Here is a 14,482-nt window from a genome sequence, read left to right as displayed (position 1 = left end):
ACGGATGCACGGTCCGCCAGCCGGTGGCTAGCGGCAACAACGAACGGGCGCGAACGAAAAGCGTCATGGCGACGAAAACGAACGTGGATGATGCCCAGGCAACGTGCATTTGACCCTCGCGCTTCGTCCGCACTGTAAACGGACGAATGCAAACGACTACTGGTTGTGAAGAACTGCTTTGGGGGTGAAGCGGAAACTGCGGAACTGACCGGAGGACCGCTCGACGGCAACAGCGGTTGCCAGCGCGCGGCGCTACGCGTGACTTACGCCAGGCGTAGCGATAGGGGCCGCGCTAGGCGGCCGAAGGTAATTCGGAGGGTGTTCGGAAGGGAACGCATGGGGCTAAATGTATGACGGTATCAAGCAGCGTGTCAACCCACGGCCGTTGCTTCGCGCGCGGTAACCGCCGCTATGGGAGCCGCGCGGCGGCGCATGGAGCGACTGACGCGGCGACTCGCGCCGCGCGCGTCACACCGGTATTTTCGCGACGTCCACGATCAGTTCGACCTGCCGTTCGAGCGCGCTCGGCACGGGTGCTTCGCCGCGCAGCACGGCGTCGATCCACGCGGCCGTGGTCACGGCGTCGCGCGCTTCGGGCAGGTCGACTTCCGGCGCATCCGGCGACGAGCGCTGGTGCGGCACGCGCGTTTCGCACACGCCGTCATGCAGCCAGTCCACCTGCACCTGACGCCGCGTATCCGCCACCGCTTCCCCTTCGGTGCCGCGCGCAAGCAGCGCGCCGCCCACGGCCGCGTCCGGATGCGTGTTGAACAGCTGCGTCAGACTGTCGCGATACGGCGGATGCGTGTAGTTCACGAGGCGCAGCCCAGCGGGCGCGAACGGCTGCAGGATCTTGACGAGCGTGTGCGTCGAATTGCGCACGCCCATGCGCCGGCGCAGCGCGAGAAGGCGCGCGAGCTTGGGCGCGAGCACGTCGATCGGCGCGAACGCGAGACGACGCTCGGCGAGGCCGTCTTCGATATCGGCGTGCGATTGCGCGTGCGGAATCTTCAGGTGCGTGAAGATTTCGGCGCTCGTCACACGGCCCGGATCTTCGGTGACGCCGTGCAGCAGCACCGGCACGCCTTCGCGCGCCAGCAACAACGCAAGCAGTGGCACCAGGTTCGGCTGCTTGCGCGCGCCGTTGTAGGTGGGAATCGACACGGGCCGGAACGCGCCATGCGGCAAATGGATCGGCTCGAACGACGCATGCGCGGCGGCCAGCATCGCGGCGAGTTCGTCGGCGGATTCGCCCTTCACGCGATAGGCGAGCAGCACTGCGCCGAGTTCGAGTTCGCCCACGCGGCCGTCGAGCATGGCGCTGTAGAGCGCGCGGGTATCGTCGGCGGTCAGCGCGCGCGCGCCATGCGGGCCGCGGCCGATTTCCTTGATGAAGCGGGCGCAGGGGAAAGGGGTGTCGGTGGCGGTGTCGGCGGAGTCGGTCATCGGGCGTATTAGGGCGAGGTGGCGTGCCGCGACAGGCGGCTCGCCACGGTATTCGGGGGACGCTACTCGGTGTGAGTATCGCATCTATGGCGATCCGGCGAGACGGGGCGCCCACAGCACCCGCTTTTGCGTGTGCGTGCCCGGAGTCCCACGCAGCTTGCCTGACTGCGCGTTACACTCGATCTTTTATCGTCGCATCGGCGGCACAAATCAAACAACGGAGAACGGGATGAGTTACGTATTTGCACCCGCACCGCAGGCGGCGGTGCCGGTCGTAGGGTCCAGCGAGCAGTTTGCGGTGCGTCGTATTTACTGCGTGGGACGCAATTACGAAGCACACGCGCGCGAGATGGGTCACGACCCCGACCGCGAGCCGCCGTTCTTCTTCACCAAGCCGGCCGATGCGGTGCTGTACGTTGCGCCCGGTGCAACCGGCGAGTTCCCGTATCCGGCGCAGTCGAAAAACGTCCACTTCGAAATGGAGCTGGTGGCCGCGATCGGCAAAGGCGGCAAGAACATTCCGGCGGAAAGCGCGCTCGACCACGTGTACGGCTACGCGCTTGGTCTCGACATGACGCGCCGCGACCTGCAATCCGAAGCGAAGAAGATGGGGCGTCCGTGGGATACCGCGAAGGGCTTCGATCACTCGGCGCCCCTCGGCCCGATTCATCCTGTAACGACGGTCGGCCATGTCGGCAAGGGGGCAATCTGGTTGTCGGTGAACGGTGAGGAAAAGCAGCGCTCGGACGTGTCGCAACTGATCTGGTCGGTGGCCGAGACGATCGCTTATCTGTCGACGCTGTTCGAATTGCAGCCCGGTGATCTGATTTTCACCGGCACGCCCGAAGGGGTCGGCGCGGTGGTGCAGGGCGATCTGATGAAGGGTGGCGTCGACGGACTCGGCGAGTTCAGCGTGCGCGTCGTCTGATGGACGGTGGGTCGGAGGAGACAGACAACATGAAGCTCTACAGCTATTTCCGGAGCTCGGCGTCCTATCGCGTGCGCATTGCGCTGAACCTGAAGAATCTGCCATACGACTACGTCCCGGTGCACCTCGTGCGCGACGGCGGCGAGCAGCTCAAGCCCGAATATCGCAAGGTCAACGTGGACGGCATCGTGCCGACGCTGGTCGACGGCCACGAAGTGATGCCGCAGTCGCTCGCGATCATCGAGTATCTGGAGGAGACGCATCCCGAGCCGCCGTTGCTGCCCAAGGCGCCGGCCGCCCGCGCGTATGTGCGGTCGGTGGCGTTGCAGGTCGCGTGCGAGATCCATCCGCTGAACAATCTGCGCGTGCTGAAGTATCTGAAGCACACGCTGTGTGTCGACGACGACGCGAAGGACGCCTGGTATCGCCATTGGGTCGACGCGGGCTTCGCGACGCTCGAAGCCCATCTGGCCGGCGACGCGCGCACCGGCAAGCTGTGTTACGGCGACACACCGACGCTCGCCGACGCGTGTCTGATTCCGCAGGTGTTCAACGCGCAGCGCTTCAAGGTCGACACGGCGAAGTTTCCGACGATTCAGCGCATCTACGATCACGCGATGCAGATCGATGCGTTTGCGCGCGCGGCGCCGGGCGTGCAGCCTGATGCGGAATGATGGGCCGATGGCTTCACGGTCGCGAATGAAAAAAGGGCACTCCTCGGAGTGCCCTTTTTGCTTGGCTCGCCAGCGAATCTCGCGCCCGCGTTCAACCGCCCAGCAACGCGTCTGAAAACTCTTCCGCGCTGAACGGCTGCAAATCTTCGACCTTCTCGCCCACACCGATGAAGTACACCGGAATCGGACGCTGCCGCGCGATCGCGGCGAGAATGCCGCCCTTCGCGGTGCCGTCGAGTTTGGTGACGATCAGGCCGGTGAGGCCGAGGGCGTCGTCGAAAGACTTCACTTGCGCGAGCGCGTTCTGGCCGGTGTTCGCGTCGATCACCAGCAGCACCTCATGCGGTGCGCCGTCGTGCGCCTTGCCGATCACGCGCTTCACCTTGCGCAGTTCTTCCATCAGATGCAGCTGGGTCGGCAGACGGCCGGCCGTGTCCGCCATCATCACGTCGATCTTGCGCGCGCGCGCGGCGCCGACCGCGTCGAAGATCACCGCCGCCGGGTCGCCGCTTTCCTGCGACACCACCGTCACGTTGTTGCGCTGGCCCCAGATCGCCAGTTGCTCGCGCGCGGCGGCGCGGAACGTGTCGCCCGCGGCCAGCAGCACCGATTGATCGAAACTTTGCAGATGCTTGGCGAGCTTGCCGATGCTGGTGGTCTTGCCCGCACCGTTGACGCCCGCGATCATCATCACGAGCGGCTGCGCGCGGCCGAGCATCAGCGATTTTTCGAGCGGCTTGAGCAGATCGACCAGTAGCGTGCGCAGCGCGCCCTTGACTTGCTGAGGATCGGTGAGGCGCTCGCTGCGCACTTTTTCGCGCAACGATTCGAGCAGGAATTCGGTGGCCTCGACGCCCGCGTCCGACATCAGCAGCGCGGTTTCGAGTTCTTCATACAGATCCTCGTCGATCTTCGTGCCGACGAAAATGCCGGTCAGATTCGAACTCGTCTTCGACAGGCCTGTCTTCAGGCGCGTCAGCCACGAGCGCTTGGCGCCGGCGTCCTGCACCGGCGGCGGGACGATCTCGACGGTTTCGAGCGCGGATTCCGCCGGCTCGGGCTGCGGCTCGAGCGCGGACGGGGTGGCCGGTGGCATGTCGACGCTGAGCGGAGCCGCCGGACGCGGAGCCGGCGGCGTAACAGGTGTAGCGGGGGATACAGGCGCGACAGGCGCCTGTGCGACGGCTTCGGCCGCCGCGCCTTCCGGCGCCGCCTGCGATTCGTCTTGCGCGGTATCGGACTCTTTCGAACCCTTGAATCGTTTGAAAAAGCTGAACATGATCTGGCGTGGTGAGAGCGCGCGCCGATGCGCGCGACCGGTACGGGACCGGCGGGAGCGGCAGGCAGCGTTGCGATGCGGGATGCAAGGCGCTGGAAGCCGCACATTTTATCAGGCGCGCCGCCGCCCGTCGTATCGGCCGATCGGCCAGGCTGGACGCGCGCCGCCCCTGTGGTAACGTTGGCGCTCCGGCCCGTATGTGTCGACATCGCGGGCGCTTTGATAACGTCACTGAAACTGCATGCCTCGTTCCGTACCTTCACGCGCCCATGGCGCTTCGTCCAAAGGCGGCAAGCCGCACGCCATCCGTATCATCGGCGGGGACTGGAAGCGCACGCCCTTGCCCGTGCTCGATCTCGACGGCTTACGCCCCACGCCCGACCGCGTGCGCGAAACGCTGTTCAACTGGCTCGGCCAGCGCCTGGATGGCCAGCGCTGCCTGGACCTGTTCGCCGGCAGCGGCGCACTCGGCTTCGAGGCCGCGTCGCGCGGCGCGGCGCGGGTGCTGATGGTGGAACGCAACGCGCGAGCCGCCGGACAGTTGCGCGCGAATCAGGAACGGCTGGCCGCGCGCACGATCGAAATCGCTGAGGCGGACGGTTTGCGTCTTGCTGCGAGTCTCTCGCCCGGCTCGTTCGACGTGGTGTTCCTCGATCCGCCGTTCGACGGCGACCTGCTCGCCAAGGCGCTCGCGCTGGCCGTGCCGCTCGTCAGCGCGGAAGGTTTTCTGTACGTGGAGGCCGGCGAAGCGCTCGAACTCGACGGGAACGACACGCTCGCGGGCTGGGAGATCGTGCGGCAAGGGAAAGCGGGCGCGGTCCACTATCATTTGCTGCAGCGCGAAAATGAGGAATAATGCGCGTTCCCAAACAAGCGCCGGGCGGTTTGCCCTCACGCGCGCGGTCGGTGCCAAATGCGTCGCGTGGACGCTTTGACGTGCCCCTTTGTCTGAAGAGAGGAGAAGTCTCATGGTAGTCGCCGTGTACCCGGGCACGTTCGACCCGCTGACGCGCGGTCACGAAGACCTCGTTCGGCGCGCGTCGAGTATTTTCGACACGCTGGTGGTGGGCGTTGCCGACAGCCGCAACAAGAAGCCGTTCTTCACGCTGGAAGAGCGCCTGGACATCGCTCATGAGGTGCTCGGGCACTACCCCAACGTCCAGGTGATGAGCTTCAAAGGCCTGCTAAAGGACTTCGTGCGCACCAATAATGCGCGCGTCATCGTGAGGGGCCTGCGCGCCGTGTCGGACTTCGAATACGAGTTCCAGATGGCGGGCATGAACCGCTATTTGCTGCCCGACGTCGAAACCATGTTCATGACGCCGTCCGACCAGTACCAGTTCATCTCGGGCACGATCGTGCGCGAAATCGCGCAACTGGGCGGCGATGTCAGCAAGTTCGTGTTCCCGTCGGTCGAAAAATGGCTGCACGAGAAGGTCGCCGCGCTGGATCCGAACGACGGCGCTTCGGCGTCGCAGCCGTAACCGGCGTAAAGTGTCGGTTTGACGGATCAAAGCCGGCTGCGGCCGGCGTGAAGTGAGAGAAGCATGGCCTTGATGATTACCGACGAGTGCATCAATTGCGACGTGTGCGAGCCCGAGTGCCCGAACGACGCAATCTCGATGGGCACGGAAATCTACGTAATCGACCCGAAGAAATGCACCGAGTGTGTCGGCCATTTCGACGAGCCGCAGTGCATTCAGGTGTGCCCGGTCGAGTGCATCCCGCGCGACCCCGACCATCTGGAAACGCCCGATGGCTTGATGGCGAAGTACCACGCGCTGCAGGCCGCCAAGGGCGCGTGAGATTAGCTGGGTGAATGAACGAACGGCGAGGCCTTGGCCTCGCCGTTTTTTTTTTTGCAGAGGCATGACTTTGCCGCTGCGCCGCGTGACTGCTATCCGATGTAAGCGCTGAAGATGTCGCGCAGCGCGGCCAGCAGAATGTCGCATTCGGCGTCGGTGCCGACCGAGATTCGCAGATGCTGGTCGATTCTCGGCGCCTTGAAGTGACGCACGAAAATCTCCTTTTCCCTGAGCCGCAGTACGAGCGTGGCCGCGTCGTAGCCTTCATGGCGCGCGAACAGCAGATTGGCCGCCGACGGCACCACTTCGAAGCCAAGCGCCGTCAATTCCGCGGCCAGCCGCTCACGGCTCGCAATTACCTTCGCGCAATTGTCGCGAAACCAGACATCGTCTTCGTACGCGGCGATGGCGGCCGCTTGCGCTAGGCGGTCGAGCGGATAGGAGTTGAAGCTGTCCTTCACGCGGTTCAGCGCGTCGATCAGCGCCGGATTGCCGAACGCGAAGCCGACGCGCATGCCGGCCAGCGAACGTGACTTCGACATCGTCTGAACGACCAGCAGATTCGGATAGCTGTCGATCAGCGCTATCGCCGACTCAGCGCCGAAATCCACATAGGCCTCGTCGATCACGACGACAGATTCGGTATTGCTCGCCACCAGGCGCTCGATCTCCGCGAGCGGCAGAGGACGGCCGGTCGGCGCATTCGGATTCGGGAACAGCACGCCGCCGTTCGGCGTCGCGTAGTCGTCGACATGGATCGCGAAGCTGTCGTCGAGCGGGATCGTTCGATAGTCCACTTCGAAGAGGCGCGCGTAGGTCGGATAGAAGCTGTACGTGATGTCCGGGAACAGCAATGGCTTGTCGTGCTTCAGCAGTGCCTGGAACGTGAGCGCCAGCACTTCGTCGGAGCCGTTGCCCGCGAACACCTGGTCGGCGCGGATGCCGTGATAAGCGGCAACCGTCTCGCGCAGCTTGAGCGCGGTCGGATCGGGATAGCGCCGCAGCGACTCGCCGGTCTCGCCCAGTTCCCGGCGGATCGCGTCGAGCACACGCGGCGACGGCGGATACGGATTCTCGTTGGTGTTCAGCTTCACCGGATGCGCGGCTACGGGCTGCTCGCCCGGCACATACGGCGTCAGACGGTGAACGATGTCACTCCAATAGCGGCTCAAGCGATTCTCCTGTGTCGACCGGAGTTAGCGCTTTAGCGCTTACTCCGGTCCCATGTGAGGTAGTTTCAGTTAGCGCTTTAGCGCTTACTCCGGCCCCTTGCGAGGTAGTTTCAGTCGATGGCGGTAGCCTTGCAGCGATACGCCCGCGAGCGCGGCAGCTCAGGCGTTGCGGTGCAATTGCATCATCGCGCGCTCCAGTTCACCGCTGATGATTTTCGGCATCACGGCGAGCGCGCGCTCCACCGATGCATCGATCAATTCCTGCTCTTCACGCCGTGGCGGCTTCAACACGTAATTGGCGACATCCGGCTTGGCGCCGGCGCGCGCGCTTTCGGGAATCAGATCGCGCGGATGGCCGATCCCGATCCGCAACCGCCAATACTGCTGCGACGACAGATGCGCGGTGATGTCCTTCAACCCGTTATGACCGCCGCTGCCGCCACCAAGCTTCAGCTTGACGCTGCCTGGCGGCATATCGAGTTCGTCGTGCGCGACCAGAATCTCGTCGGGAAGAATCTTGAAGAATTGCGCCAGCGCCACGACCGATTGCCCGGAGCGGTTCATATACGTTTGCGGTTCCAGCAGATGCACTTCCTCGCCGTGCAGCCGCGCTTTCGCGTAGAAACCGTGGAAGCGCCGCTCGTCGCGCAGCGTGGTGCCCGCTTCTCGCGCTAGTTGATCGACCAGCCAGAAGCCGGCATTGTGGCGCGTCGCGGTGTATTCGGCGCCCGGATTGCCGAGCCCGACGATCAGCTTGATCATGATTGCGTAGGTCCGTCTGGCCCGCGAGTCGAACTCGGCCCGGCCGAAAAAAACCGAAAAAAAACCCGCCGGGGCGAACCTCGGCGGGTCACATCGACCGTTTCATTGAAAACGGATCGAGAGGATTGCTTGCTCGGAACCCGAAAGGTTCTTAAGCAGCCGGCGTTTCGCCTTCAGCAGCAGCGGCGTCGCCTTCAGCGATTGCGCCAGCCGGGATCGTTGCAGCTGCGACCACCGGGTTTTCTGCTTCGACGTGAGCAACCAGCGACACACCTGCCGGCAGCTTGATGTCTTTAGCGTGAACCGCTTGACCCGCTTCGATCTGCGCCAGGTCGACTTCGATGAATTCCGGCAGTGCCGACGGCAGGCACTCGATTTCCAGTTCATTGACGACGTGCGAGATCACCGCGCTCGACAGCTTCACTGCCGGGTTGGATTCCTGGTTCATGAAGTGCAGCGGCACCTTGGTGTGCAGCTTCTTCTTCGCGTCGACACGTTGGAAGTCCACGTGCAGCACGAGCTGACGGAACGGGTGGTATTGCACGTCGCGCAGCAGAACCTGTTGCGACTTGCCTGCCACTTCCAGATCGAGAATCGACGAATGGAAAACTTCTTTCTTCAGCGCGTGCCACAGCGCGTTGTGGTCCAGTTCGACCAATTGCGTTTCAGCACCAGCGCCATATACGATGCCCGGGGTCTTGCCCGAGTTACGCAGGCGGCGGCTCGCACCCGTACCTTGCAAAGAACGCTCGAAAGCGACTACTTTCATGTTGAATCTCCAATGCACTGCCCGCGACCAGGCAGTAAAAACGGGGCCTCCAAGCCGTTACGGCTGAGGCCCCAGAGCTGCGGCACGAACCTTCGTTCGTTCATGCCGATTGTGCAAAAGCGCAGCGTGCCGCATTAAGCGATACCCTGCGCCTTCGCAAATCTTAACTTTCAGCAAACAGCGACATCACCGAATCGCCGCGACGGATGCGCGAGAACGTTTCGGCAAGCAGGCCGGCGCTGGTCAACGAACGGATCTTTGCGCACGAGCGGGCTTCTTCGCCGAGCGGGATCGTGTCCGTGACAACGAGTTCGTCGAGTGCGGAAGCGGCGATACGCTCGCCCGCGCCGCCCGACAGAACCGGGTGGGTAGCGTAAGCGAACACCTGCTTCGCACCGCGTTCCTTCAAAACTTGTGCTGCCTTGCAGAGCGTGCCGGCGGTGTCGACCATGTCGTCCATGATCACGCAGGTACGGCCTTCGACTTCACCGATGATGTTCATCACTTCGGCGACGTTCGCCTTCGGGCGACGCTTGTCGATGATCGCGAGATCGCAATTGAGCTGCTTCGCCAAGGCCCGGGCCCGCACCACGCCGCCGACGTCCGGCGAAACCACCAGCAGGTTCTCGTAATTCTGCTTGCGCAGATCGCCGAGCAGCACGGGCGTTGCGTAGATGTTGTCGACCGGGATGTCGAAGAAGCCTTGAATCTGGTCGGCGTGCAGATCCATCGTGATGATCCGCTCGACGCCGGCGATTTCCAGCATGTTCGCCACGATCTTCGCCGAAATGGCGACGCGCGCGGAACGCGGGCGACGATCTTGACGGGCATAACCGAAGTAGGGGATGGCGGCGGTGATCCGGCCAGCGGATGCGCGCTTGAGCGCATCGACCATGATCATCAGTTCCATCAGGTTGTCGTTTGCCGGTGCGCACGTGGATTGCAGGACGAAGACATCCTTGCCACGCACGTTTTCCTGAATCTCGACCTGGATTTCACCGTCCGAGAAACGGCTAACCATTGCTTTGCCGAGGGGAATACCGAGGATTTTGACGACTTCCTGCGCAAGCGCGGGATTCGCGTTGCCAGTAAAAACCATCAGGCCGTCATGGCTGCTCATCATGCACCTGCTTCAGGCTGGGGGGCGAGGGGAAATGCGAGAATTTTTGGCAGGGGAGAAAGGATTCGAACCTTTGCATGCCGGAATCAAAATCCGGTGCCTTAACCAGCTTGGCGACTCCCCTACACTAACTCTGAGCTCCGCCGAACGTGGAGTTTCGTTCGGCGATGCAAAACTTATGACGCGAAAGTAAAGAGTGGATGCTGATCCAGACCGGCGGCCACTGCGCTGTTCCATTCGCCGGGCAGTTTGGCTTGCGCCGCTTCTGCTTCAGCTTTGCTACGGAACGCTGCAAAGACACTTGCACCTGATCCAGACATCCGCGCTGGCGCGATGTTGTCAAACCATCGCAACACTTGCGCTACTTCCACGTACTTCCCTACGACAACCTGCTGCATGTCATTCCGGCCAAAACTTTCCGGCCATTCAGTGTTGCAGCTAAGTTCTGCAGGAAAGTCCGTAATTATGAGGGGCTTTGAATCTCTTGTCAACGCTTTTTCGGAAAAAATCGCTGCAGTTGGAACCTGCACCCTCGGTGTCACCACTAGGAAGTGGCGCGGCGGCAATTGTACAACGTCTAAAGATTCTCCGACACCCTGTGCGAACGCATTTTTTCCAAAAATAAAAAACGGCACGTCCGCACCGAGCTGCAATGCCAACGCCTGCAATTCCAGGCGCGGCAAGTTGAGTTTCCACAAGCGGTTCAACGCCAGCAGCGTCGTCGCCGCGTCGGAACTGCCGCCGCCGAGGCCGCCGCCCATCGGCAGACGCTTCTCTATTTCAATCTCGACGCCTTCGCGCGAGCCCGTATGCGACTTGAGCAGCGTCGCGGCGCGCACAGTGAGGTCGTGTTCCTGCGGTACGTCGGCGATCTCGGTACTGCGCGTGATGAGTCCGTCGTCACGTCGCTTGAAGTGCAGAGTGTCACCCCAGTCGAGTAACTGGAAGACCGTTTGCAGCGTGTGATAACCATCCGGCCGGCGGCCGGTGATATGCAGGAAGAGGTTGAGTTTCGCTGGCGCGAGGCAATCGCGCAGCGAATCGGTCGTTTCAATCATGAGTCGAGGCTACATGCGCCAAAGCGGCGCCAAAGAAGCGGCAAAGATGCGTCAAGCGACGCGGCGACGCGGGTCACTGATCCAGCACGAGCTTGATGTCGAGCGGTGGCTCCGAACGGCTGAGGTTGACGCGCTTTACTCCGGTGGCGGGTGCGTCGGCATAGGCAACATAGTCGATCGTCCAGCCGTCCTGTGTGATCTCCTTCAGACGCGACGGTTGCTGCGGATCCTTCTCAGTCGTGGCGCGCGACGTAGGGGCCGGTGACGGCTGCAGCCAGTAACGCAGCCCTTCGACCGGCAACGCGAAACCGAGCGCATTCTGCATCAGCGTGGACACATTGTCCGCGGTGAGCGGCTGACGGTTCGGCAACTCGAGCGTGGCCGAAGCCGGCGACGAAGTCACGATAGCCAGCGTCTGGCCGAGCGGGTTGCGCAATTGCAGGGTCACGGTGTCGCCCGTTTCCTGCCATGAGAAGTTACCGTATGCGTTGCGCGGCTGGCCGTTCTGGTCGTTGTACTGGACCGAGAAGCGACCTTGGTAAGAACGGCTCGTCTGCGCGGTGACCGCAGTCGCGGCATTCGACGTGGACGGCCCCTGCGGTTTCACCGATGCACAGCCGGCCAGTGCGACAACCGCTGCCGCTGCGAAGCCGAGCGCCGCGCCGCGCGGTGCTCGGGGAAAGGAAATCAAACGGGAAAGACGCATCAAAGATCGTTCACCTGAAGACGTTGCAGCGTTTTGACCAGCGTGTCGTTGTCCGGCTCCAGCCTGCGCGCGTCGCGGAACGCGGCGCGAGCCTGATCGTGGTCGCCGCTTTTCCATAGCACTTCGCCGAGGTGCGCGCCGATTTCGGCGTTAGGCTGAAGGTCGTAGGCCTTGCGCAGCAGCCTGATCGCGTCCGACGTATCGCCCATCCGGTATTTGACCCAGCCGACGCTGTCCATGATGAACGCGTCGTTCGGTGCCAGCGACGACGCCTTCTCAACCAGCTTGTCCGCTTCCGACAGGCGCTGATTGCGATCGGCCAGCGAATAGCCGAGCGCGTTGTACGCCTGCGGATTGTCGGGCTGCGTCTGGATCAGTTTGCGCAACTGAGCTTCCATCACGTCGTAATGACCGTTCTTTTCGGCGGCCATTGCGTAGTCGTAGGTGAGGTCCGGATCGTCGGGGAAGGCCGCGGTGGCTTGTTGCAGACGTGCTTCCGCTTCCGGGTAGCGCTTCGCGTCGAACAGGATCGCAGCGTCGGTGCGGGCGAGCAATGCCAGGTCGCGCGGATCGGACGCCTGCAGGTTAGCCAGCAGCTTGCGCGCGTCGTCGGTCTTGCCTTGTTTCGCGAGCAGTTGCGCGCGCGTGATCTGCGCCGGCATGTATTGCTGGCTCGTGGGCGCAATCTTGTTCAGCCAGTCGCTCGCGGCCGCTTCGTTCTTCTGTTCGAGCGACAGCTGCGCAAGGTAGATGTACGCCTGGCCCGCATCGGCGCCCGGCGTTTTTTCGGCCAGTTGCGCATACTGGATCAGATAGGCTTGCGCGTCGTTGAAATTCTTTTGCTGGATCTTGATCAGCGCGAGCGCCATGAGTGGCGTCAGGTCGTTCGCATTGGCCTTGCGCATGATCTCGAACTGCTTCTGCGCGTCGTCCAGGCGATCGCTCGCGAGGTACATCTGAGCGAGCGCGAGACGCGCGTCATGCGATTTCGGGTTCTGCTGCACGTATTTTTCAAGCGACGCGATGCCTTCCTTGCGCTCTTCCGGACCCATCTGCGACAGCAACAGCGCCGCAGGCAGATAGTCCGGCTTCAGCGTCAGCGCCTGTTCGAGCGACTTGCGCGCGCCCGGCGCGTCGTCCGACAGCAACTGCTGGCGCGCGATGGCCAGTTGAGCTTCCGGCCGGTTCATATCGTTCTTGAGCAGATCCTGCAGCACGTGCAAGCCGCCGATCCGGTTCGGGCCGCGTGACAGCAGCAGCTGCAACGCGAGAATCGCGCTACCGCGATTCTCCGCCGGCACTTTCGTGAGTTCGCGGGCGAGAATAGGCCCGGCGTCGTCGGGTTTGCCGGACAACACGAGCAGCGACGCGTCGATTTGCGCGGCGCGCTCCGAGTCCGGCGCATACTGCTGCCACAGCTGTGCGGCGGCCAACGCGTCCGACGGGCTTTGCGCGGCCAGCGCGATTTCGGTGGCGCGCTGCGCCATGCGCGGGTCGTGCGTGTCGCGCGCGAGGGCGAGGTAAGTCTGATAGGCGGGCGCCGGCTGGTCGCGTTGCAGCGCCACTTCGGCGGCGAGCACCTGGAACACGATCTGGCTCGACAACGGCACGCTGGGCAGCGCCTTCTGGTCTTCCGCCGATGCCGGACCCAGCGGGTCAGGCAGCGTAACCGAGCTGTCATCCGAATCCGGTGACGGATCCTGCGCGTGCGCGGGCACGGCGGCCAGCGCCCAGACGGCGAGCACGGCTGCGCCGAGTATCCGGCGAGCGGACACGGCGTGCGGCACGCGGGGCGCGCGAGCCGGGTGCTTCGAAAACAGCTTCACGAAGGACAAGTTCATGGAAATCCGTTCAATGTTTCGGACGATTGTAACGCGCTCGCTACAATACGCGCACAACCACTTACGCAAGTTGCAGACCAGTTAGAAATGCCAGAGTTGCCAGAAGTTGAGGTTACCCGACGGGGAATCGAACCGTATGTGTCCGGCCGCAAGGTCGAGCGCGTCGAGGTGCGCACGCCCGCGCTGCGCTGGCCGATTCCGGCCGACCTTGCGAAAACCTTGCGCGGCCACGTGGTGCGCAAAGTCGAGCGGCGCGGCAAGTATCTGCTGTTCGAAATCGACGCAGGCTGGTTCATCGTGCATCTTGGCATGACCGGGACGCTGCGAGTGCTGCGGCACGTGCCGCATCCGCCGGCCGCGGCGAAACACGACCACATCGACTGGATCTTCGACGAGTTCATTTTGCGCTATCGCGATCCGCGGCGTTTCGGCGCGGTGCTATGGCATCCGCGCGAAGCCGGCGACATCCTCGAGCATCCGCTGCTCGCGGGGCTCGGCGTCGAGCCGTTCTCGCCCGCGTTCTCCGGCGCGCTGATGCATCGGCTCACGCGCGGGCGCAAGGTGTCGGTGAAGCAGGCGCTGCTGGCCGGTGAAATCGTCGTTGGCGTTGGCAATATCTATGCGTCGGAGAGTCTGTTTCGCGCTGGCATCCGGCCGACCACCGCGGCGGGCCGCGTCTCGCTGGTGCGCTACGAACTGCTGGCGGACGCCGTGCGCGTGACGCTCGCCGCCGCGATAGAGAAGGGCGGCAGCACGCTGCGCGATTTCGTCGGCAGCGACGGGGAAAGCGGCTACTTCCAGCTCGACTATTTCGTCTATGATCGCGCGGGCCTGCCATGCCGCGTGTGCGGAACGCCGATCAAACAGATCGTGCAGGGGCAGCGTTCCACCTATTTCTGTCCCACCTGCCAGCGCTAGAACT

15 protein-coding genes and 1 tRNA gene are annotated in these 14,482 nt (G+C 63.3%); 6 read left to right on the top strand and 10 right to left on the bottom strand.

Features of this window, described 5'->3' with window-relative positions; genetic code table 11:
* Positions 1–468 precede the first annotated feature (468 nt).
* Entirely contained in the window at positions 469–1,446 is a 978-nt protein-coding gene (gene ybiB, locus FVF58_RS03315; protein WP_149668497.1) for a DNA-binding protein YbiB, read from the bottom strand.
* A 229-nt stretch (positions 1,447–1,675) separates the two neighbouring features.
* Between ybiB and FVF58_RS03310 the strand changes: the two genes are divergently transcribed.
* Together FVF58_RS03310 and maiA are read left to right on the top strand one after the other, a co-directional pair.
* Complete coding sequence (locus tag FVF58_RS03310; protein WP_149668496.1) at positions 1,676–2,374, top strand: fumarylacetoacetate hydrolase family protein; 699 nt, start codon at positions 1,676–1,678, stop codon at positions 2,372–2,374.
* Between the two features lie 29 nt (positions 2,375–2,403).
* Complete coding sequence (gene maiA / locus FVF58_RS03305; protein ID WP_149668495.1) at positions 2,404–3,048, top strand: maleylacetoacetate isomerase; 645 nt, start codon at positions 2,404–2,406, stop codon at positions 3,046–3,048.
* Between the two features lie 91 nt (positions 3,049–3,139).
* On the opposite strand, the gene ftsY is transcribed toward maiA, so the two are convergent.
* Entirely contained in the window at positions 3,140–4,327 is a 1,188-nt protein-coding gene (ftsY, locus tag FVF58_RS03300) for a signal recognition particle-docking protein FtsY (protein ID WP_149668494.1), read from the bottom strand.
* A 241-nt stretch (positions 4,328–4,568) separates the two neighbouring features.
* Here ftsY and rsmD point away from each other — a divergent pair, with 241 nt between their 5' ends.
* The 3 genes from rsmD to FVF58_RS03285 all read left to right on the top strand — a co-directional run bounded on the left by rsmD (position 4,569) and on the right by FVF58_RS03285 (position 6,132).
* Positions 4,569–5,183 (top strand): 16S rRNA (guanine(966)-N(2))-methyltransferase RsmD, encoded by a 615-nt coding sequence (rsmD, locus tag FVF58_RS03295; protein WP_149668493.1) that lies wholly within the window; start codon positions 4,569–4,571, stop codon positions 5,181–5,183.
* 112 nt (positions 5,184–5,295) lie between these two features.
* Positions 5,296–5,811 (top strand): pantetheine-phosphate adenylyltransferase, encoded by a 516-nt coding sequence (gene coaD, locus FVF58_RS03290; RefSeq protein ID WP_149668492.1) that lies wholly within the window; start codon positions 5,296–5,298, stop codon positions 5,809–5,811.
* A gap of 63 nt (positions 5,812–5,874) precedes the next feature.
* Complete coding sequence (locus tag FVF58_RS03285) at positions 5,875–6,132, top strand: YfhL family 4Fe-4S dicluster ferredoxin (RefSeq protein ID WP_149668491.1); 258 nt, start codon at positions 5,875–5,877, stop codon at positions 6,130–6,132.
* A gap of 92 nt (positions 6,133–6,224) precedes the next feature.
* Here the strand turns inward: FVF58_RS03285 and hisC are convergent, their stop codons facing one another.
* The 8 genes from hisC to FVF58_RS03245 all read right to left on the bottom strand — a co-directional run bounded on the left by hisC (position 6,225) and on the right by FVF58_RS03245 (position 13,560).
* Complete coding sequence (gene hisC, locus FVF58_RS03280; protein ID WP_149668490.1) at positions 6,225–7,304, bottom strand: histidinol-phosphate transaminase; 1,080 nt, start codon at positions 7,302–7,304, stop codon at positions 6,225–6,227.
* Positions 7,305–7,463: 159 nt separating this feature from the next.
* Positions 7,464–8,066 carry an aminoacyl-tRNA hydrolase gene (gene pth, locus FVF58_RS03275; protein WP_149668489.1) on the bottom strand — a complete coding sequence of 201 codons (603 nt, stop codon included), beginning with the start codon at positions 8,064–8,066 and terminating at the stop codon, positions 7,464–7,466.
* A gap of 151 nt (positions 8,067–8,217) precedes the next feature.
* Positions 8,218–8,835, bottom strand: coding sequence for a 50S ribosomal protein L25/general stress protein Ctc (locus FVF58_RS03270; RefSeq protein WP_149668488.1), 618 nt, complete (start codon positions 8,833–8,835; stop codon positions 8,218–8,220).
* Between the two features lie 163 nt (positions 8,836–8,998).
* Positions 8,999–9,955, bottom strand: coding sequence for a ribose-phosphate pyrophosphokinase (locus FVF58_RS03265; protein WP_006048037.1), 957 nt, complete (start codon positions 9,953–9,955; stop codon positions 8,999–9,001).
* A gap of 47 nt (positions 9,956–10,002) precedes the next feature.
* Positions 10,003–10,079 (bottom strand) — tRNA-Gln (locus FVF58_RS03260).
* Between the two features lie 52 nt (positions 10,080–10,131).
* Positions 10,132–11,013 carry a 4-(cytidine 5'-diphospho)-2-C-methyl-D-erythritol kinase gene (gene ispE / locus FVF58_RS03255; RefSeq protein ID WP_149668487.1) on the bottom strand — a complete coding sequence of 294 codons (882 nt, stop codon included), beginning with the start codon at positions 11,011–11,013 and terminating at the stop codon, positions 10,132–10,134.
* Positions 11,014–11,086: 73 nt separating this feature from the next.
* The gene (gene lolB / locus FVF58_RS03250) at positions 11,087–11,719 is read right to left on the bottom strand and encodes a lipoprotein insertase outer membrane protein LolB (protein WP_149668486.1); all 633 of its coding nucleotides are present in this window, start codon (positions 11,717–11,719) and stop codon (positions 11,087–11,089) included.
* Positions 11,719–13,560: a tetratricopeptide repeat protein gene (locus tag FVF58_RS03245; protein ID WP_149668485.1), complete on the bottom strand. Its 1,842-nt coding sequence runs from the start codon at positions 13,558–13,560 to the stop codon at positions 11,719–11,721. Before FVF58_RS03245 ends, lolB begins: the two co-directional genes overlap by 1 nt.
* An 87-nt stretch (positions 13,561–13,647) precedes the next feature.
* Here FVF58_RS03245 and mutM point away from each other — a divergent pair, with 87 nt between their 5' ends.
* The gene (mutM, locus tag FVF58_RS03240; RefSeq protein ID WP_149668484.1) at positions 13,648–14,478 is read left to right on the top strand and encodes a bifunctional DNA-formamidopyrimidine glycosylase/DNA-(apurinic or apyrimidinic site) lyase; all 831 of its coding nucleotides are present in this window, start codon (positions 13,648–13,650) and stop codon (positions 14,476–14,478) included.
* Positions 14,479–14,482 lie beyond the last annotated feature (4 nt).

The organism is Paraburkholderia panacisoli, from assembly GCF_008369935.1.
GTDB classification, from domain to species: domain Bacteria; phylum Pseudomonadota; class Gammaproteobacteria; order Burkholderiales; family Burkholderiaceae; genus Paraburkholderia; species Paraburkholderia panacisoli.
Note: the sequence above shows the minus strand (reverse complement) of the source record. Positions and strands in the feature narration are given on the sequence as shown.